Source organism: Mesorhizobium sp. M0040, from assembly GCF_040323505.1.
GTDB lineage: Bacteria > Pseudomonadota > Alphaproteobacteria > Rhizobiales > Rhizobiaceae > Mesorhizobium.
The window spans coordinates 45,439-65,336 of record NZ_JAMYVA010000005.1 but is presented as its reverse complement, the minus strand read 5'-3'; the positions used below and the strand labels follow the sequence as shown (position 1 = coordinate 65,336).

Below are 19,898 nucleotides of genomic sequence, written 5' to 3'. Positions count from 1 at the left end.
GTCGACTGACGTATGGTAGATTTTGTTCCTATTCTGAAAAAGGCGCTCGATAAACTCGGTGAGCCGTCGGCGGAAGTGCGCGCCAGGGTCTATGACAGGGCCCGTTCGTCAATCGCGAAACAACTCGCAGAGAAGGCCACGATGACGCCTTCCGATGTCGACCGGCAGATGCGTGCACTGGAAGACGCCATCGCCAAAGTCGAGCGGGACTATGCCAAGCCTGCGCCGCCTCCCGACCCGCTGGCGGAACTGGAGGACATCTTCTCCTCCATCGACCGCAACAAGAACCAGTCCAGCCATATCCGACAGCCAGCAAAGACGGAGCCGGCATGGCAGCCGGCCAAGACCGAGTCGGCAAAGACCGGGCCGGCCTGGCAGCCCACGCCCGCCAAGGCGGCGCCGAACTGGCAAAAGCCGCAGCCCGTCGCTCTTTCTCAGGAGCGCGCTGGTCCGCCGCCGTCCGATATGGATCTTCCGACGGCTGACGGCCAAGACGGCGTTTTTCGGGGCGACGACTTTTCCAACGACGGCGGCCCCGCGGAGGACAGGTTCCAGCGGCTCCATCCTGCCGAGCGCAGGCGCAGCTATGGCGGTGTGATCGCCGCCGCCATTGCCTTGCTCGTCATTGCCGGTGGTGGCTATGGCATCTGGCTGAACAAGGATGCGTTCGGCAGCATGCTCGGCCTCGACTCGACCAAAGCCGTCGCCACCGAACCGCTGGTAAAATCAGCCCCGGCCAAGCCGGAGGCCGATGCGGCCGTACCGGCCGCCGCGCCTCCGACGGAGGCCGGCGAGGGCGCGAAGTTCACGCAACGCCTGACGCCCGAGGGCCACGAAGTCGATCCCGGCCCCGCGGCCGGGCAGGCGGGCATCGGCGAAGGCGAATCCGTCGCCGCACTGACCACGCCGCCATCGGCCGCACAAGCGCCGACCACCCCGGCACCCGCCGCGCCGGCACCGGCCGCACCCGCCGACACGCAAGCCACGGCCAATGCTCCAGCAGTCGATGGGTCCGCTGCACCAACTCCCGCAACGCCGCCCGCCAACGGGGCAGCAGCGCCTGCAGCGGCCGCCCCGCCGCCCGCACCGGCAGCGGCACCAACGGCAGTTCCGCCGCAAGCCACGTTGGCCGTCGGCCAGAAGGCGATCTTCTACGAGGAGCGCACCAGCACCGCTCAAGGCTCGGCCGAGCCCGGCAACATCGTCTGGTCGCTGGTGCAGGAATCGCCCGGCGGCGACCTGCCGCCCGAGCCGGCGATCCGCGCCGAGGCGACCATTCCAGGCAAGGATATCCAGTTGCGCATGACGATCCGTCGCAACACCGACCAGACGCTGCCGGCCAGCCATATTATCGAGATGATCTTCCTGACGCCTGACGGCTTCGAGGGCGGCGGCGTCGACAACATCCTGCGTGTCGCCATGAAGGGCTCCGAGCAGGATGCCGGAAGCCCGCTGATCGGCATCCCGGCCAAGATCGCCGACGGTTTCTTCCTGGTTGCGCTCAACGATACCAAGGCGGATGAAGACGCCAATCTGACCTTGCTCAGAGGTCAGGACTGGATCGACGTGCCGGTCGTCTACAAGACCGGGCGGCGGGCGCTGCTCACCATGGAAAAGGGCATTCCAGGCGAGAAGGTGTTCGACGAGGCGCTAAAGGCCTGGCAGACAAAGACGGCGGGGTGAGGTCGGCTCACCAGCCCAACGCTTCTCTGGCTCAGAAGCCTTGGAACAGCATGTCGAGCGCGCTCACGATGTCGTCGTGATGGCGAGAAAGATTTCCTTCGGCAACGGGCAATTCAGAGGTCATCAAGGCTGACATGAATTGAGGGACCATGACATGGTCCTTACCGTTGATGGTGAAGATAGGGTTTAGCCGGCGGCCCGGCACTGGGGCCTTATTGGCTGGCATCAGCGGGACGACGACCTTCGTGTCGAGCCGTCCCAGAAGGTCGGATTGGACATCGAGAAGGTAACCGTCGCCTTCGGCACTCTGGTAGAAATCATAACGTGCCATCAAAACAGCCGGTGCTTGGCCAGAGGCAAGCCGTTGCGCCTGACATAGTCATTCGAACTGTCGATCGCTTCCTTGTTTTCCTCCTGCCACCGGCGGTTTTTTTCGGCCGAAATCGCCTTGGCGATGCCCTCTTCCGCAGCGCGGGATATATTGATGCCCAACGCCTTGGCATCCTCGATCAATCGGGAGTCGATCGATGTATTAACCGACTTTCTTTGGGTTTTTGGATTCGATTGAAGCATACAGCCGCTCCCATTTATGCGCATAATGTAGGCGCATATGAGCGTGCATGCAACCTCTCATCCCTCCATCTCTTCCCTTAGCATCTCGAGTTCCAGCCATTCCTCCTCGAGCGCTGCCAGTGTGACGCGCTCCTTGTCGAGCGCGGCAATCGTCTTCTGGAACGAGGCCGGGTCGCGCTCGTAATAGGCCGGATCGGCGATGTTGTTCTCCAGCCGCGAGATCGAGGCCGACACCGCCTCGATCTTCTTGGGTAAGGTTTCCAGCGCGAATTTCTGCTTGAACGACAGTTTCTTGGCCGGGCCCTTCGGTGCGGCCGCTTCGTTCCTGCTTGCCGCCGTCGCTTCACCGGCTTCTGCTTTTGGCCGCGCTCTGCGGTCGTCCAGCCTGGTGCCGCCGCGCTGCGCCAGCATGTCGGAATAGCCGCCGGCATATTCGATCCAGCGGCCGTCGCCATCCGGCGCGATGATGCTGGTCACGGTGCGGTCGAGGAAATCGCGATCGTGGCTGACCAGGATCACCGTGCCGGCAAAGCCGGCGACCAATTCCTGCAGCAGCTCCAGCGTCTCCATATCGAGGTCGTTGGTCGGCTCGTCGAGCACAAGCAGGTTTGCCGGCCGCGCCAAAACGCGTGCGAGAATCAGCCGTGCCCGCTCGCCGCCCGAAAGCTCGCGCACCGGCGTGCGCGCCTGTTCCGGCTTGAACAGGAAGTCTTTCATGTAAGAGACGACGTGGCGCTGGTCGCCATTGATGACGAGGTTCTCGCCGCGCCCGTCGGTGAGATACTGCGCCAATGTCTCCTGCGGGTCGACGGCTTCGCGCTTCTGGTCGAGCGTGGCGATCTCCAGATTTGTGCCGAGCCGCACCGTGCCCGCGTCCGGCTTCAATTCGCCGGTCAGCATCTTCAACAGCGTCGTCTTGCCGGCGCCGTTCGGCCCGACCAGACCGACGCGATCGCCGCGCTGGATGCGGGTCGAGAATCCCTTGACCACGGTCAGATCGCCAAAGCTCTTCTCGATGTTCTTGGCTTCGATCACCAGCTTGCCGGATTCGGCGGCGTCGCTGGCTGTCATCGTCGCCGCACCCTCGGCGCCGCGATGGCCGCGAAAGCGCTGGCGCATGGTCTGCAACTCACCGAGCCGGCGCATGTTGCGCTTGCGCCTTGCCGTCACGCCATAGCGCAGCCAGTGCTCCTCGCGCACGATCTGGCGACCGAGCTTGTGCTGCTCGCGCTCTTCCTCCTCCAGCACCGTGTCGCGCCATTCCTCGAAATAGCCAAAGCCCTTGTCGAGACGGCGGGTCTGGCCGCGGTCGAGCCAGATTGTGGCGCGTGACACGCGCTCGAGAAAACGGCGGTCATGCGAGATGACGACCAGTGCCGAGGAGGTGCGGGCAAGCTCCTCCTCCAGCCATTCGATGACCGAAAGGTCAAGATGATTGGTCGGCTCATCGAGGAGGAGAATGTCGGGCTCCGGCGCCATGACGCGGGCGAGGGCGGCGCGCCGCGCCTCGCCGCCGGAGAGGTCGTTCGGCCGTTCCTCGCCGGTCAGGCCGAGATGCTCCATCAGATAGGTGGCGCGGTAGGGATCGTCGGCCGGCCCGAGCCCCGCCTCGACATAGGCGCGGACAGTCGCAAAGCCGTCCATGTCGGGCATTTGCGGCAAGTAGCGCACGGTCGCCGAAGGCTGGCGGAAGACTTCGCCGTCCTGCGGTTCGATCAGCCCGGCGGCGATCTTGAGGAGCGTCGACTTGCCAGAGCCGTTGCGGCCGACCAGGGCGATCTTGTCGCCAACTGAGGCCGTCAGGGCGGCACCGTCTAGCAGCGGCGTGCCGCCAAAGGTCAGCTTTATCCCGTCGAGATTGAGAATTGGCGGCGCCATGTCGGCTTTCTGGGCTCAGCTTTCCGGAAGAGGATAGGGATGTGCGAGCAGCAGCGCGCGGCCGCTGGCCAGCGCGATTTCCAACCGGCCCCTGACCTCGTTGGAAATGGTCAGCGACGAGCCGAACGCAACCTCGACATGGTCGAGCGGCCATTTGGCGCCGGTGACTGTCAGGCCGGCGAGATCCGAAAAGCCGAGCACCGAAAACAGCGTGCCGTCGACATAGTCGAAGCCAGTCTTTCCAGGCAGCAAAGGAATGCCTTCCTGTGCGCCGCTGGTCAAAAGCACTTCCGTTCCGCCTTCCGCCAGCCGGACGCTCAGCGCCAGATGCAGGAAGATGTGGTCGGTACGTTTGCCGCCGAAGGCGCCTGCGAGCACAAGGCTGGTCGCACCACGTTCGAGTGCGGCGGCGATAGCGAGTTCACCGTCGGTCTTGTCTTTTTCGGCGGGAAACACCTGCCGTGGCACGGCGGCCAGATCCTCCGGCAAATCGGCAGGCACCGAATCGAAATCGCCGACCCAGAGTTCCGGCCTCAGGCCCAGCATGCGGGCATGACCGATGCCGGCATCGGCGGCGATGACGCGCGAGCCTTCGACCTGGCGGTCGAGCAGCGGCGTGCGGATGAGATCGCCGCCAAGCAGGATGGTGAATGTGCTCATATCTCGTGGCCCTTACCAGCCCTGCCCCGGAAACGGAAGATGAAACGGCAGACGAAACGGAAGGCTGGGCTTTGGATGCCCGGCAAACTTCCGCTTGCGCAGCACTTCGGCCGGGCCTATGTGTCGCAACGCTCTAACGGGGTGCCGGACGCGATTTTCGCGGACCGGCTGAGAGGCAAGACTGCCAACCCGCTGAACCTGATCCGGTTTGTACCGGCGGAGGGATTAGACGTTTCGGACAGCCCGACGCCTCAATTCCTTTCAACGCGAACGAAGGAGGCGCCGATGCGCAGTTTTTTCCACTCTCTTGTCTCAATTGTCCTGCTTGCGGCATCCGCGCTCGCCCTGCCAGGGCAGGCATCGGCACAGGATAGACTGACGGTCTATACCTATGAAAGCTTCACCGCCGATTGGGGTCCGGGACCGGCGGTGAAGAAGGCCTTCGAGGCCGAATGCAGTTGCGTCGTCGAATTCGTCTCGGTCGCCGACGGCGTGGCGCTGCTCAACCGTGTGAAGCTGGAAGGCGCCGCGACCAAGGCCGACATCGTACTTGGCCTCGATACCAACTTAACCGCCGACGCCAAGGCAACCGGCCTGTTTTCGCTGCACGGCACCGTGTCGGGCGTCAGTGTGCCGGGCGGCTGGAGCGACGATATTTTCGTGCCGTTCGACTATGGCTATTTCGCCGTCGTCTACGATACCGAAAAACTGAAGAGCCCGCCGAAGAGCCTCAGGGAATTGGTCGAGGGCGATGCCGGAGAGAAGATCGTCATCCAGGATCCGCGCACCTCGACGCCGGGCCTTGGCCTGCTGCTGTGGGTCAAGTCGGTCTATGGCGACAAGGCGCCGGAAGCCTGGGCCAAACTCAAGGCGAAGGTGCTGACGGTAACGCCGGGCTGGAGCGAGGCCTACGGCCTGTTCACCAAGGGCGAGGCGCCGATGGTGCTGTCCTACACCACCTCGCCGGCCTACCACATGGTCGCCGAAAACACCGAGCGCTACCAGGCGGCGTCCTTCGAGGAGGGCGAATATCTGCAGATCGAGGTTGCGGGGATCACCACCAAGGGTGCGAAGAACCCGCTGGCAGAAAAGTTCATTGCCTTCATGACCGGACCGAAATTTCAGGATGTCATTCCCGAAACCAACTGGATGTTCCCGGCCGGCAAAACCGACAAGCCGCTCAACCCGGCGTTCGACAAGCTGGTCAAGCCGACCAAGACCTTGCTGTTCAGCCCGGAAGACGTCGCGGCCAACCGCAAGGCCTGGGTCGATGAGTGGCTTGCGGCGATGAGCAAGTAGGGCTCAAGCCTCGTCGGATGTTTGCGCCAAGCCACCCCCCTCTGGCCTGCCGGCCATCTCCCCCTCAAGGGGGGAGATCGGCAGCTTTGTCGCCTCTCCTCGTCCTGCCACTTGTGAGATTGGCGAAGGCGGCTGAGTGCGCAATCTCCCCCCTTGAGGGGGAGATGGCCGGCAGGCCAGAGAGGGGTGGGCTCGGCCATTGCCAGGTATTTCCTTCGATCAACACCTGTCGTAGTGTCGGGTAGCGCGACATGCGTACGCGTCATCCGGCCGATCCCCGCGTCACTGCCGGCATCGTCGCGCTCGCCGCCATCGCGCTGCTGATCGGCGGTGCATTCGCCGGGCTCGTCGTCGAAGCCACACGCGACCTGTCCGGCGCCGCCTCCGCTTTCGATTCCTATCTCTTGCGCGTCGTCCGTTTCACGCTCTGGCAGGCTCTGCTGTCGACCCTGCTCTCCGTCGCACCGGCGCTGTTCGTCGCGCGCGCCCTGTCGCGGCATCCGCGTTTTTTCGGGCGAGGCTTCATCCTCCAGCTTTTCGCCGTGCCGCTGGCGCTGCCGGCCATTGTTGCCGCACTCGGTGTCTTGGCGCTCTATGGCCGCGCCGGCTATTTTGCCGGCACGCTCGGCGCGCTAGGCGGCCAGAGCTGGCCCGGCATCTATGGCCTGTCGGGCATACTCGTCGCCCATGTCTTCTTCAACCTGCCGCTGGCGACGCGGCTGTTCCTGGAGGCGTTGCAGACCGTGCCGGCCGACCAATGGCGGCTGGCGAGCCAGCTTGGCATGGGTGCTGTGCCGGCCTTCCGGCTGATCGAATGGCCGCCGCTGCGTGCGGCCTTGCCGGGCGTTGCCGGGCTCGTTTTCATGCTGTGCATCACCTCCTTCACCATCGTGCTTACGCTCGGCGGCGGACCCAGCGCGACCACGCTGGAGGTTGCCATCTACCAGGCGCTGCGTTTCGACTTCGACCCGGCGCGGGCTGTGACGCTGACCCTGCTGCAGATTGCCCTGACCTTCGTCGTCGTGCTGGCCTTGACGCGGCTCGGCGCCAATATGGTCGGGGATGCCAATCTGCCGGTGGCGCCGCGCCGGTATTTTTCAGCCGGTGCGGCCGAGACCGTGCTGAACGCATTGGCGATCGGGCTGGCACTGCTGTTTGTCGCCGGGCCGATGGCGGCCACGTTGGCAGCCGGGCTTGGCGCCGATCTCGTCCGCCTGGCCGGCGAGAGCGCGGTGCGGCAAGCGACGGCGACCAGTGCCGTGCTCTCCCTCCTATCGGCGCTGCTCTCTGTGGCGTTGTCGCTGTCGCTGGTCATGGCGCGCCGGGCGCTGGCGCTCACCCGGCGGACAGGCCGGCGGACACTGCTCGAACATCTGGCCGACACCGGTGCGGGGTTCGTCCTGGTGGTGCCGCCCATCGTCATCGGCGCCGGCTGGTTCCTGCTCCTGCGCACCGTCGGCGATGTCTTTGCGATCGCCCCTGTCATGGTCGTTGCGGTCAATGCGGTGATGGCGATGCCGTTCGCCATCCGCGCCATCCGCCCTGCCTATGACGCGGCGAGCGAACGCCACGAACGGCTCTGTGCACAGCTTGGTATCTCGGGCTGGAACCGGTTGCGGCTGGTCGACTGGCCGTCGCTACGGAGGCCACTCGCCACCGGCTTCGCTTTCGCCATGGCGCTGTCGCTCGGCGATCTCGGCGTCATTGCGCTATTCGGCAGCGATTCCGTGCAGACCTTGCCCTATCTGCTGCTGGCGCGCATGGGCAGTTACCGCACCGAGGATGCGGCCGGGCTGGCGCTGCTGCTCGGCCTTGTCTGCCTGGCGCTGGTGTTGGCCGCGGACTGGCTGGGAAGGAGCGAGAAATCATGATGCCGATCAGCCCGGAACGGTCCATTTCGGTGGAAAAAGGCGCGGCCGTGCGGCTCGATAATGTCTCGTTCAGCTATGGTGAAACGCCGCTTGTATTCGATGTCGATTTCCCGGCGTCGGAAATCACCGCCATCATGGGGCCGAGCGGTTCGGGAAAGTCGACGCTGCTCAATCTGGTGGCCGGCTTCGAGACGCCGCGGTCAGGCCGCGTGCTGATCGGCGGCGCCGAAGTCAGCACTGCGCCGCCATCAGCGCGGCCGGTATCGATGGTGTTCCAGGAAAACAACCTGTTTGCCCATCTTTCCCTCGAGCAGAATGTCGGGCTCGGCCGCTCGTCTTCGCTCAGGCTGAGCGAGGCTGACCGCGCCGCAATCGCCGCAGCGCTGAAGCGCGTCGGCCTTGCCGGCAAGGAAAGCCGGCTGCCGCGCGAACTCTCGGGCGGCGAGCGGCAGCGCGTCGCGCTCGCCCGTGTCCTGGTGCGCGACCGGCCGGTGTTGTTGCTCGACGAGCCGTTCGCTTCGCTCGGACCGGCACTGCGCGACGACATGCTCGACCTGGTGGCCGACGTCCATTCGGAGCAGCGCATGACGGTGCTATTCGTCACGCACCAGCCGGACGATGCGCGCCGTATCGGCCAAAACATGATTTTCCTGGATGGTGGCACGGTTGCCGCGACGGGCACCGCGGCCGATTTTTTCGTCGGGGCTGGACCGGAGGCATTCCGACGCTATATCGGCTCGGGTCCGTTTGCGGTTGGATCACGAGATGTTGCCCGGAAGCGGACATAATTTATGGTCAAACCGGCGGAAGGCGAAGCGGCGCTTGCTTGCCATGGTCGAGGTAGTGTGGCTAGGTCCGCCAGGAGCTGGTCCGGCCTAGACCGTGATTTGCCCTTGCTGCCTCGTATCTGTCGGACGCACGAAGGACGCCGTAGCACTTGATTTTGCGCGTGATGCTTTCCGGAAATCGCGCCCGATTTTCGCGGTCACGTGCCAGGACTTGAAAGGACGCCGATCTGCCGACCGGCATCGACAATCGGAGGGTGAAACCGCTGGCGCGCTTTCTGGCGCTGGCCGGTCTTGCCGTGGCGCTGGCAAGCTGCCAGATGTTCACGCCTCCCGACGTGCAGGAATCGGGCTTCCAGCCCTCCGACAAGCCGATCACGGTCGACAATGTCGCCGCCAACGGCAAGCTCGCTCAACTGGCGAAGGCGCAGCACCCGCGCATCCTCGCCACCTATGGCGGCGAGTATTCCGACCCCAAGCTCGAGCGCATGGTGGCCAAGATCGTCGGCAGACTGACAGTGGTGTCGGCCAACCCAACCCAGACCTACCGCATCACCATCCTCAACTCGCCCAACGTCAATGCCTTCGCGCTGCCGGGCGGCTATCTCTACATCACCCGCGGGCTGCTGGCGCTGGCCAACGATTCCGCCGAGCTTGCCGCCGTCATCGCGCATGAGATGGGCCACGTTACGGCCAACCACGGCCTGCAGCGCCAGCAGCTGGAAGCCGAGGAGGGGTTGGCGACCAAGGTCGTTTCGGATGTGCTCGGCGACAACCCGACGGCCAAGGCGGCGCTGATCCGCGGCAAGCTGAGGCTGGCCCAGTTCTCGCGCAATCAGGAGCTGGAGGCCGACGCCATCGGCATCAAGTCGATCGGCGAAGCCGGTTTCGATCCCTACGCCGCCGGCCGCTTCCTGCAGTCGATGTCGGCCTATACCGATTTCCGCTCAATCAGCGGCGCTACCGACGCCAGCCTCGACTTCCTGGCGACGCACCCCAACACGCCGCAGCGTATAGACCTCGCGCAGCGCCACGCCCGCCAGTTCGGCGCGCCCGGTGTCGGGTCGCGCGACCGCGATTCATTTCTTGCCGGCGTAGACGGGCTACTTTACGGCGACACGCCGGAGGAAGGCTATGTGCGCGGCGAAACCTTCCTGCACCCTGGCCTCGGCGTGTCGTTCTCGGTGCCCAACGGCTTCGTCATCGACAATTCGGCGGCGGCGGTGACGGCGACCGGCCCGGGCGACATGGCGATCCGCTTCGACGGCGTTTCGATCGACAAGAACCGCTCGCTGACCGACTACATCCGCAGCGGTTGGGTTGCCGGCCTCAACGACAGCAGCGTGCGCCAGGAGACGATCAACGGCAACGAAGCGGCAACCGCGCATGCCGGCGCCGACGGCTGGCAATTCGATATTGCGGTGATCCGCGCCGGCGGCCAGGTCTACCGCTTGCTGACCGCGGCACCTTCGGCCAGCACCTCGCTGAGCACGGTGGCGCGCTCGGTCAGCGGCTCGTTCCGCATCCTGAGTGCTGCCGAGAAGGCGGCGTTGAAGCCACTGCGTATCCGCATCGTCACGGTGCAGCCCGGCCAGACAATGGGCTCCCTGGCCGCACAGATGGTCGGCGTCGACCGCAAGCTGGATTTGTTCAGGGTGCTCAACGCGCTGTCGCCGGGTGCCGCGGTTTCGGCCGGCGACAAGGTCAAGATCGTCACCGACAAATAGCAGCCGACGCGATTCAGGCTGCGAGAAATTCCGGATTCTGCTTTACCAGCGCCGCCTTGAGCTTTTCCATGGCGCGCGCCTCGATCTGCCGGACACGTTCCTTGGAGATGCCGAGCGTCTCGCCGAGCGCTTCGAGCGTCGCGCCCTCGTCGCTCAGCCGGCGCTCCTCGATAATCCTGAGCTCGCGCGCATTGAGAGCGCCGAGTGCCGTCTTCAGCCACACCGAGCGGCGTTCGACGTCGATCGTATCGCCGACGACCTCATCGGGCAGCGGGTCATCCGAAACCAGGAACTCCATCCGCTCGGTTGCGCCCGCATCGTCGGCTAGCGGCGTGTTGAGCGAGCTGTCCGGCGCCGAAAGGCGGGAATCCATCATCGCCACATCGGCCTCCGATACCCCGAGAGCCGCCGACACTTCGCGGTAGAGCGTGGCATTCGACATCTGCTCGGCGCCGTTTGCCAGGCGGGCGCGCAGACGCCGCAGGTTGAAGAACAGCGCCTTTTGCGCCGAGCTCGTGCCGCCGCGCACGATCGACCAGTTGCGCAGGATATAGTCCTGCATCGAGGCGCGAATCCACCAAGTCGCGTAGGTCGAGAACCGCACCTCGCGCTCGGGCTCGAAACGGGCCGCTGCCTCCAGCAGCCCGACATGGCCTTCCTGGATCAGGTCGCCCAGCGGAAGGCCGTAGTGGCGAAACCGCGACGCCATGGAAATGACCAACCGCATATGCGCGACGGTGATGCGGTGCAGCGCGTGCTGGTCATTGTTTTCCTTCCAGCGCAGCGCCAGGAGATGCTCTTCGTCACGTTCCAGATAAGGGGCTTTCATCGCCGCGCGAACCATGGTCCGTCCTGCACTGTCTTCCATCATGCCGCGCTCCTGCTCCAGGCGTTGCGGTGCGATCGAATCGTGAGTTGGCGCCGATGGTTGAAATGGCGGCGCCGCGCCCTACAACAGCGAAGAACGTGCCATGCGGGGGAATGTTCCCCCGGACTGTCATGTCGATTGCGCTGTTCCAGGCGATTCGCCACCGGCCTTGACTCAGCCGGATGGCGCCCGGAGATGCTGGTTGAGAATTGGATTTCAAGGGCGCGAGATTTTTGAAATTTAGTTTCTTATTCTGGCATCGCGCATCTGTCATTTTCCGGCACTCGCAATGACGCCGGACATCGGCCAAGGACGGGATCACAGAAAAATGAAATGGCTCAAATCGCTCATCATCGCCGGAACGCTGCAGGTTCTGGCCATCGCCGCCGGTCACGCCGGCGCCAATCTCGACCAGATCAAGCAGTCCGGCGTCTTCAAGGTCGGCACGGAAGGAACCTATGCGCCCTTCACCTATCATGATGCTTCCGGCGCGCTGGTCGGCTTCGACGTCGAGATCGCGCGGGCCATCGCCGAGCGCCTCGGCGTCAAAGCCCAGTTCCTCGAAGGCAAATGGGACGGGCTGATCGCCGGTCTCGATGCCAACCGCTACGATGCCGTCATCAACGAGGTCGGCATCACCGAGGCGCGCAAGGCCAAATATGACTTTTCGGATCCCTACATCGCCTCCAAGGCGGTGCTGATCGTGCGCGGCGACAACACCGATATTAAGAGCTTCGCCGATCTCAAGGGCAAGAAAGCGGCGCAATCGCTGACTTCGAACTTCGGCAAGCTGGCTGAAACCAACGGCGCCGAACTCGTCGGCACCGACGGCTTCGACCAGTCGATCCAGCTGCTTCTTACGGGCCGCGCCGACGCCACCATCAACGACAGCCTGTCCTTCCTCGACTTCAAGAAGCACAAGCCCGACGCCAATGTGAAGATTGCCGCCCAGGAAGAAAACGCCGACTATTCCGGCGTCATCGTGCGCAAGGGCGATCCGGAACTGGTGGCCGCCATCAATAAGGCGCTGGCCGACATCAAGGCCGACGGCACCTACAAGAAAATCGCCGACACCTATTTCGGCCAGGACGTTTCGAAGTAAAACGGCTTTCTCGTGTGGGCCGAATGCCGGCCCGCGTCGTTCGTATCGCGGCGAGCTGTCTTTCGACGGCCCGCCGCTTTCGCGTGATATGAGCGACGGCAATCTGGCAAGGAGGAGCCTTCGTGCCGCACTGGCTGCAATTGATGCTGGAATCCCTGCCTACGCTGCTGTGGGCTGCACTGATCTTCACCGTGCCGTTGACGCTGCTGTCGTTTGCATTCGGTCTTGTTCTCGGCCTGGTCGTGGCGCTTGTCCGGCTGTTCGGTCCCAAACCGCTGGTCGCCGTGGTCCGCTTCTACGTCTGGATCTTCCGCGGCACGCCGCTTCTCGTGCAACTGTTCCTTATCTTCTACGGCCTGCCATCGGTCGGCATCCTGCTCGACGCCTTTCCGGCAGCACTGATCGGCTTCACCTTGAACATCGGCGCCTATTCGTCGGAAATCATCCGCGCCGTCATCGGTTCGGTACCGAAGGGCCAGTGGGAAGCGGCCTATTCGATCGGCATGACCTGGGCCCAGGCAATGCGGCGCACCATTCTTCCACAGGCGGGGCGCGTCGCGGTGCCGCCGCTGTCCAACACCTTCATCTCGCTGGTCAAGGACACTTCGCTCGCCGCCGCCATCACCGTGCCCGAGATGTTCCAGGCAGCGCAGCGCATCGTCGCCACCACCTATGAGCCGCTGATCCTCTATGTTGAGGCAGCGGCCCTCTATCTGGTCATGAGCTCCGTGCTGTCGGCCTTGCAGGCGCGGCTGGAAACGCGGCTCAACCGTTATGGCGGCTTCCTGGAGGCGCGCGCATGATCGGCCTCACCAACATCGAAAAGCGTTTCGGCGACAATTTGGTGCTGAAGGGCGTCACCGTCACCATCGAGGAAGGCAGCGTTACGGCGCTTGTCGGGCCGTCGGGCGGAGGGAAGAGCACGCTTTTGCGCTGCATCAACCTGCTCGAGCTGCCGACTTCAGGCACGGTACGGATCGGCGACGATGCACTCGAATTCCACCCCGGCGGCAGGGTCTCGACCAGGGATATCCAGCGGCTGCGGCTGCAGACCGGCATGGTGTTCCAGAATTTCCAGTTGTTTCCGCATCGCACTGCGATCGAGAACATCATGGAGGGGCTGGTGACGGTGCTGAAATGGCCCAAGGAGAGGGCGCGCGAACGGGCGCTGGCCCTGCTCGAAAAAGTCGGCATGGCGCACAAGGCCGATGCCTGGCCGGCGACCCTGTCAGGTGGCCAGCAGCAGCGCGTGGCGATTGCCCGGGCGCTGGCGCCTTCGCCGAAGGTCCTGCTCTGCGACGAGCCGACCTCGGCACTCGATCCGGAACTGGCGCAGGAGGTGGTCGACGTGCTCGGCAAGCTCGCCAGCGAGGGCACGACCATGGTGATGGCGACGCATGACCTGCGGCTCGCCTCCAAGATCGCGCGGGAAGTGGTGTTCCTCGATGCCGGCAACATCGTCGAACAAGGCCCGGCCGCGGTGCTGTTCAGCAACCCGGAACGCCAGCGGACCAAGCGGTTCATTGCCACGCTGAAGCACGAGGCGGAAAGGGAGGGCGGCGAAGGTTAGATATGCCCGTCGCCGGTCAGCTAAGACAAAAAAACCCGGCGCGAGGCCGGGTTTTTCTGAATTCGAAGACGAGAAAAGCTCAAGCAGCTTCTTCCTGCTCGGCTTCCTCGTTGTCGGCCTTGGCGCCGCGCTTCGGGCCCTTGTTGAGGTTCACCTCGATGAGACGGACCGCTTCGGTCTCCGACATGCGGTTGACGGCCGCGATCTCGCGGGCCATGCGGTCGAGGGCCGCCTCGTAGAGCTGGCGCTCGGAATAGGACTGCTCCGGCTGGTTATCGGCGCGGTAAAGGTCGCGCACCACTTCCGAGATCGAGATCAGATCGCCGGAGTTGATCTTGGCATCATATTCCTGGGCACGGCGTGACCACATGGTGCGCTTGACGCGGGCGCGGCCCTGCACGACCTTCAGCGCGCGCTCGACATAATCCTCTTCCGACAGCTTGCGCATGCCGATCGAGGTCGCCTTGGCGACCGGCACCTTGAGGCGCATCTTGTCCTTCTGGAAGTCGATGACGAACAGCTCCAGCTTGTGGCCCGCGACTTCCTGCTCATCGATCGAGACGATCTGGCCGACACCATGCGCCGGATAAACGATGTACTCGCCAGTCTTGAAACCGTGGCGCGCTGCGGTGGACTTCTTCTGCGGGGTGATCGTTGCCATTACGCCCTGAACTCCTTGTTGTGGTACCGGCATCGTGCCGGCCCGAACTCGTGCGACCGGGGTGACCGGTCCTTAGCCACACAACGATGAACTCACCGGAAAGGCCAGGACCGGCAAATCGCAACATTGCGACCGCCTGGCCCAGATCGCTCTGGTCCGGATTGAGAAATTCACCTTTCAGTGATTTGGGGCGTTTGCGCCATAAATCGACGTTGTGTCACCGGCATGTTTGGTTGATATAACACAAAAAGTCGGAAGAATCAAGGTTTTGCTGCACGCGCGAAGGCCACGCGCCGTCGCCGCCTGTCAAGGCAGTTAATGTATCACGTCTGTTACGCGGCGTCAGGCCGCCGCAGCCGGCAGGCTCGTCAGTCGCCTTCACCGGGCTCGGGGGAGAAATATTTCTCGAACTTGCCAGTTTCGCCATCGAAATTTTTGGCGTCGGCCGGCGGCTCCTTCTTGGCGGTGATGTTGGGCCATTTGTCGGCATATTCGGTGTTGATCTGCAGCCATTTGTCGAGGCCCGACTCGGTGTCGGGCTTGATCGCGTCGGCCGGGCATTCCGGTTCACAGACGCCGCAATCGATGCACTCGTCCGGGTGGATGACGAGCATGTTCTCACCTTCGTAGAAGCAGTCGACCGGACAGACCTCGATGCAGTCCATGTATTTGCATTTTATGCAATTGTCGGTCACGACATAGGTCATTGGTCGGCTCCGGGACGTCCCATTTTGTTGGGCCTTTTTTGGTGAGGTAACGCCTTTGTCCGCTGGTGGCAAGGGCGGCCCCTGCCAGCGGTGCCGCGGTTTCCGGAATGGAATTCCGGAAGGCCGGCAAAGCGGGCGTTCGACCTTGCTCAATCGTCGCCGAGCAGGTGGTCGGTCTGGCGGCGTTCCTTTTTCGTCGGGCGACCGCTGCCGGCCTCGCGCAACGGCGGCACCGCATCCGGAAGCGCCTCGCCCTTGGGCGCGGGGGGCGGCGACATGTCCTCGTAGAGCAGGCGGGCCTCTTCGGCCGGGCCACGCCGTACGCCGGTGCCAAGGACTTTCCAGACGAAGATCCGCCGCTCCAGCGTGATGGTCAAAACGTCGCCCGGCCGGACCGTGTCGGAGGCCTGCGCTGCTTTGTCGCGATTGATGCGGACGCGTCCGGCGACGACCAGCTTGGCTGCCAGCGTGCGCGATTTTACCGCGCGCGAGAAGAACAGCCACTTGTCGATGCGCTGGCGGGCATCAGTGACCATTGGACGAGCAGCTTACTTCTTCAGCTGGTCGCGCAACGCGGCGAGCTTGGCGAAGGGCGAGTCCGGGTCGAAGCGGACCGGGCGTTCCTCACGCGGCTTTGGCTGGAAGGCGGGTTTTGCGCCTTGGGCGCCGCCTTTGCCGTCCTGCCGGCCAGCCTTCCAGTCGGGCCGGTTTTCGCGCCGGTCCGGGCGTTCACCTTGCGGCTTGCCGGCGCGCTGATCTGCCGCCTCGCCTTGCGGCCTGGGCTTGAACTTGCTGCGATCGAAGCGCGGCTTGCCGGCGCCGTCGCGCTGGTCGTGGCGCCCTTGACGGGCGGGCCGGTCGCCCGGCGTCGCTTGCCCGCCGGCATCTACCGGCGCATCGCTGCGGCTGTCGGGCGCAGCTTGACCGTTGCGCGCGCGACCGTCCCGATGATTGTCCCGGGGGCGGTTGTCATGCTGGCGATGACGCGGGCGCTGGTCGAAACGACCCTGCCGCCATAACAGGATGGGTTTTGGCTCCTCGGCTTCTGGAGCAGCTTCGCCGGCGACGGCTCCTGCCGTCGCTGCAGGTTCGGCCGGCGATGTTTCCATAGTTTCGAAAACCGGCGGCTCTGCCGGTGTCGTAGCCCCAGGTTCCGCCCCGAGTTCCGCCCTTGGCTCAGCCGCTGGTTCCGCAGGCGCTTCAGCGGTCGCTTCGGCGGCGGGCTGGGTCTCTTGCGTGACTTCTGCCGCAGCTTCAGGGGCTGGAGCTTCCGCGACAGGCTCTGCCGTCGCTTCGGTCACAGCTTCGGCCGCCGCCTCCGCAACAGGAGCCGCATCCGACACAGGTTCCGAAGCCTCCGCCGGCGGCTCTGCCGCGGCAGATGCTTCCGCCATCCTCGCCTGCTCGACTCGCGCAGCCTCTTCGGCCTGCTTTGCAGCGGCAGCTTCACGTGCGGCATTGTCTTGTGCGTCGAGCCGCGCCTTGACCTCGGCCGCCGGTTTGGCATCGGCGCGATAGCCGAGTCCCTTCAGGATTTCTTCCATGTCGTCGGCGGTGGCGCCGAGAATCGACATCATCGGCGGCGTCACCATGAAGGACTGGCCGTCATAGGCGCCGTCGGGGCGAGGGCCGAGGCCCGGCTTCCAGTTGGTCGCCGGCCGGATCAGGTCGGCCAGCCGTTCGAGAATATCGACGCGTACAGCACGCCGGCCAAGATTGCGGTAGCCGGCAAGCTTGTAGAAGGTCTTGTCGAAGGTCGGATCGATGACCACCGAGGTGCGGCCGGAGGCCAGTGCGTGAACGACATCGCCGAAGCCGGGCTTGTCCTTGCCGTCGTTTCTCAGCGCCCACAGCAGCGTTATCAGCCCGGCCGGCGCCGGTTTGATCAGCGCCGGCACGAAGACATGGTAGGCGCCGAAGCGCACTCCGAGACGGCGAAGCGCCGCGCGGCCTTCCTGGTCGAGCGACTTCATCTCGTCGGCGATGTCGCGACGGTTGATGAGGCCGAGATGCTCGACAAGCTGGAAAGCGATGCCGCGGCCGATGCCGGTGATCTGCTCGGCATTCTTGAGATCGACCAGCGGCTTCAGCAGGGATTCGATCTGGAAATTGACGAAGCGCTCGGCGCGCGCCGCAACCTTGTCGCGGGCCGGGCCGGTGAGTTGCTCGTCGGCCAGCAGAACGAGACGCGGCTTCAAAGCGTCTTCGCCGGCAACCAACGTGCCGATCGGGGCGCCGATCCAGCGCAGCGTGCCATCCGAACCCAGCGCGATGTCGCCATTGGCCGAGGCGCCAAAGCGCTCGGCCCGCGCCTCGAACTCGGCGGCAAGCGCCTTCTGCGCCGCCGCCCGCACCGCCTTGGCGTCTTCACCGCCGGCACTCTGGTCGGCGGTGAAGCGGAAACCTTGCAACTCGCCGACGTGATGGCCTTCGACGAGGACGGTTCCGGTTGGGCTGATTTCGGCTTCAGGCATCGTGTTTTCTCTAAGGCGCCGCATGAGGACGGAAGTCCTGCGGTCTACAAAACGTTTCGTCAACCGCTCATGCAGCGCATCCGACAATCTGTCTTCGATTTCGCGCGTCTTTTCCTGCCAGTGTGCCCGATCGGCCAGCCAGCCGGGCCGGTTGGAGACGAAGGTCCATGTGCGGATCTGGGCAATCCTGTGCGACAGCGTGTCGATGTCGCCTTCGGTTGTGTCGGCACGGCGCACCTGCTCGGCCATGTAGTTCTCGTCGACATGGCCATGCCTGGCAAGGTCCATGTAGATGGAGGCGATCAAGTCGGCATGCTGGGCCGGCGCGATCTTCCTGTAGTCGGGCAGCGCGCAGGCTTCCCAAAGCAGCGCCACGCGCCTGGTATCGGTGGTGAGTGCCCGGATGTCGTCGTCGCGCGACAGATGCTCGAGCGCCTGCGCGTCTACTGCCGGCAGTGCGCGCGTCAGGCCTTCGACCGGGGCGTTGGTCTCGATCGAGCGCTTCAGCGCATCGAGGCTGGCGAAATTGAAATGCGCGGTACGCCACTGCAGCACTTTCACCGGATCGAAATCATGCGCCTCGATCTTGTTGACCAGTTCATCATCCAGCGGATCGACCTGGCCGGTGACGCCGAAGGTGCCGTCGCGCAGATGCCGGCCGGCGCGGCCGGCAATCTGGCCGAGCTCGGCCGCCGTCAGGTTGCGGTACTGGTAGCCGTCGAATTTGCGGTTCTGGGCGAAGGCGACGTGGTCGAGGTCGAGGTTGAGGCCCATGCCGATGGCGTCGGTGGCGACGAGGTAGTCGACGTCGCCCGACTGGAACAGCGCCACCTGGGCGTTGCGGGTGCGCGGGCTGAGTGCGCCGAGCACGACGGCGGCACCGCCCTGCTGGCGGCGGATCAGCTCGGCGATGGCATAGACCTCGTCGGCCGAGAAGGCGACGATCGCGGTGCGCCGCGGCAGGCGGGTCAGCTTCTTCGAGCCGACATAGGCAAGATGCGACAGGCGTGGCCGGGTCACCACCGACACGCCCCGCAGCAGGCGCTGCAGGATGCCGTGCATGGTGGCCGCACCCAGCAGCAGCGTCTCCTGGCGGCCGCGCAGATGCAGGATGCGATCGGTGAAGATGTGGCCGCGTTCGAGATCGCCGGCGAGCTGGACCTCGTCGATGGCAACGAAGGCGGCGTCGGTCTCGCGCGGCATCGCTTCCACGGTGCAGACCGAGTATTTCGCGCCCGCCGGCTGGATCTTTTCCTCGCCGGTGATGAGCGCAACCTTATGGGCGCCGACCTTCTCGCAGACGCGCGCATAGACCTCGCGGGCAAGCAGCCTGAGCGGCAGGCCGATGACGCCGCTTTCGTGCGCCACCATGCGCTCGATCGCGAGATGGGTCTTGCCGGTATTGGTCGGGCCGAGCACGGCCGTCACGTCTCGACCCGACAGGATCAGCGGTTCAGTGTGTTTCGGATAGATGTTCATCGGCCTGGAAATAAGGCTCTCTGCCTCGCATTGTCGGGAGCGCGCCCATATTGGCCGCGTATGACAGGCGACACATAGGGATTTCGGGCACGAAGCGAAAGCGGAATATGCCGAGGGCAGGCCGATTGGTTGGTTCGAAGCCAGAAAATCTGTTCCCGATTAACAGTTGGAACGAGTCTGGAACGAATCAGCGACGAATCACTGACTCGCGCTGATTCAGGGTTTGTTCACGGCTACATCTGGGTTTTCTGTCGGCGTACCTCACCACATGCTGAATCACGGAAACTGGCCCGATTTATGCAAGTGGCATCCAAGCGAGCACTGCGGTTAACCTTTGCCGGTGAATGGTCGTGGCCGGCCAATCTGCTTCGCACAACATTATGAAATTATTGATGTTTCCTAATGCGCTTTAATCTTTTCGAGGGTGTTTTCAGCTCTCGCCGTTAACGTTCCGCTCAAAGCCGGAACGAATCGGCGACGAATCAGAGATAGCCGAAGTTTCTTGGTTTGTTCACCGCAGCATGTTGTGTTGTGAACAGCTTTTCTACCGAGAATCCACAG

The 19,898-nt window shown here is 64.1% G+C and carries 17 protein-coding genes and 1 riboswitch; of the genes, 8 read left to right on the top strand and 9 right to left on the bottom strand.

The window, feature by feature from the left end; all coding sequences use genetic code 11:
• Positions 1–12 precede the first annotated feature (12 nt).
• Positions 13–1,683 carry a hypothetical protein gene (locus NKJ91_RS06460; protein ID WP_352454882.1) on the top strand — a complete coding sequence of 557 codons (1,671 nt, stop codon included), beginning with the start codon at positions 13–15 and terminating at the stop codon, positions 1,681–1,683.
• 31 nt (positions 1,684–1,714) lie between these two features.
• On the opposite strand, the gene NKJ91_RS06455 is transcribed toward NKJ91_RS06460, so the two are convergent.
• The 4 genes from NKJ91_RS06455 to NKJ91_RS06440 all read right to left on the bottom strand — a co-directional run bounded on the left by NKJ91_RS06455 (position 1,715) and on the right by NKJ91_RS06440 (position 4,794).
• A complete protein-coding gene (locus NKJ91_RS06455) occupies positions 1,715–2,014 on the bottom strand; it encodes a CcdB family protein (protein ID WP_352454881.1) in 300 nt (99 codons plus the stop codon).
• Positions 2,014–2,175: a type II toxin-antitoxin system CcdA family antitoxin gene (locus NKJ91_RS06450; RefSeq protein ID WP_502894507.1), complete on the bottom strand. Its 162-nt coding sequence runs from the start codon at positions 2,173–2,175 to the stop codon at positions 2,014–2,016. Before NKJ91_RS06450 ends, NKJ91_RS06455 begins: the two co-directional genes overlap by 1 nt.
• A gap of 138 nt (positions 2,176–2,313) precedes the next feature.
• Complete coding sequence (locus tag NKJ91_RS06445) at positions 2,314–4,134, bottom strand: ABC-F family ATP-binding cassette domain-containing protein (protein ID WP_352454880.1); 1,821 nt, start codon at positions 4,132–4,134, stop codon at positions 2,314–2,316.
• Positions 4,135–4,149: 15 nt separating this feature from the next.
• Entirely contained in the window at positions 4,150–4,794 is a 645-nt protein-coding gene (locus NKJ91_RS06440) for a thiamine diphosphokinase (protein ID WP_352454879.1), read from the bottom strand.
• A gap of 127 nt (positions 4,795–4,921) precedes the next feature.
• Positions 4,922–5,036: riboswitch (TPP riboswitch) on the top strand.
• 43 nt (positions 5,037–5,079) lie between these two features.
• On the opposite strand from NKJ91_RS06440, the gene thiB reads away from it, so the two are divergent.
• The 4 genes from thiB (at position 5,080) to NKJ91_RS06420 (ending at position 10,476) form a co-directional block, all read left to right on the top strand.
• Positions 5,080–6,093: a thiamine ABC transporter substrate binding subunit gene (gene thiB / locus NKJ91_RS06435; RefSeq protein WP_352454878.1), complete on the top strand. Its 1,014-nt coding sequence runs from the start codon at positions 5,080–5,082 to the stop codon at positions 6,091–6,093.
• Between the two features lie 251 nt (positions 6,094–6,344).
• Complete coding sequence (gene thiP, locus NKJ91_RS06430; protein WP_352454877.1) at positions 6,345–7,964, top strand: thiamine/thiamine pyrophosphate ABC transporter permease; 1,620 nt, start codon at positions 6,345–6,347, stop codon at positions 7,962–7,964.
• The gene (gene thiQ / locus NKJ91_RS06425) at positions 7,961–8,752 is read left to right on the top strand and encodes a thiamine ABC transporter ATP-binding protein (protein WP_352454876.1); all 792 of its coding nucleotides are present in this window, start codon (positions 7,961–7,963) and stop codon (positions 8,750–8,752) included. The genes thiP and thiQ overlap by 4 nt, the downstream gene beginning before the upstream one ends.
• A 254-nt stretch (positions 8,753–9,006) precedes the next feature.
• Positions 9,007–10,476: a M48 family metalloprotease gene (locus NKJ91_RS06420; RefSeq protein ID WP_352454875.1), complete on the top strand. Its 1,470-nt coding sequence runs from the start codon at positions 9,007–9,009 to the stop codon at positions 10,474–10,476.
• Positions 10,477–10,489: 13 nt separating this feature from the next.
• Here NKJ91_RS06420 and NKJ91_RS06415 read toward each other — a convergent pair whose 3' ends face one another.
• Entirely contained in the window at positions 10,490–11,347 is an 858-nt protein-coding gene (locus NKJ91_RS06415; RefSeq protein WP_023680558.1) for an RNA polymerase factor sigma-32, read from the bottom strand.
• 325 nt (positions 11,348–11,672) lie between these two features.
• Between NKJ91_RS06415 and NKJ91_RS06410 the strand changes: the two genes are divergently transcribed.
• The 3 genes from NKJ91_RS06410 (at position 11,673) to NKJ91_RS06400 (ending at position 14,016) form a co-directional block, all read left to right on the top strand.
• Positions 11,673–12,446: an amino acid ABC transporter substrate-binding protein gene (locus tag NKJ91_RS06410; RefSeq protein WP_352454874.1), complete on the top strand. Its 774-nt coding sequence runs from the start codon at positions 11,673–11,675 to the stop codon at positions 12,444–12,446.
• A 122-nt stretch (positions 12,447–12,568) separates the two neighbouring features.
• Entirely contained in the window at positions 12,569–13,249 is a 681-nt protein-coding gene (locus tag NKJ91_RS06405) for an ABC transporter permease subunit (RefSeq protein WP_023721020.1), read from the top strand.
• Positions 13,246–14,016, top strand: coding sequence for an amino acid ABC transporter ATP-binding protein (locus NKJ91_RS06400; protein ID WP_352452513.1), 771 nt, complete (start codon positions 13,246–13,248; stop codon positions 14,014–14,016). Before NKJ91_RS06405 ends, NKJ91_RS06400 begins: the two co-directional genes overlap by 4 nt.
• A 79-nt stretch (positions 14,017–14,095) precedes the next feature.
• Here NKJ91_RS06400 and NKJ91_RS06395 read toward each other — a convergent pair whose 3' ends face one another.
• The 4 genes from NKJ91_RS06395 to NKJ91_RS06380 form a co-directional block, all read right to left on the bottom strand.
• Entirely contained in the window at positions 14,096–14,677 is a 582-nt protein-coding gene (locus tag NKJ91_RS06395; protein ID WP_006327799.1) for a CarD family transcriptional regulator, read from the bottom strand.
• 368 nt (positions 14,678–15,045) lie between these two features.
• A complete protein-coding gene (gene fdxA / locus NKJ91_RS06390) occupies positions 15,046–15,384 on the bottom strand; it encodes a ferredoxin FdxA (protein ID WP_352452512.1) in 339 nt (112 codons plus the stop codon).
• A gap of 149 nt (positions 15,385–15,533) precedes the next feature.
• The gene (locus NKJ91_RS06385; RefSeq protein ID WP_023680553.1) at positions 15,534–15,920 is read right to left on the bottom strand and encodes an RNA-binding S4 domain-containing protein; all 387 of its coding nucleotides are present in this window, start codon (positions 15,918–15,920) and stop codon (positions 15,534–15,536) included.
• Positions 15,921–15,932: 12 nt separating this feature from the next.
• Positions 15,933–19,337: a helicase-related protein gene (locus NKJ91_RS06380; protein WP_352454873.1), complete on the bottom strand. Its 3,405-nt coding sequence runs from the start codon at positions 19,335–19,337 to the stop codon at positions 15,933–15,935.
• Positions 19,338–19,898: the final 561 nt, after the last annotated feature.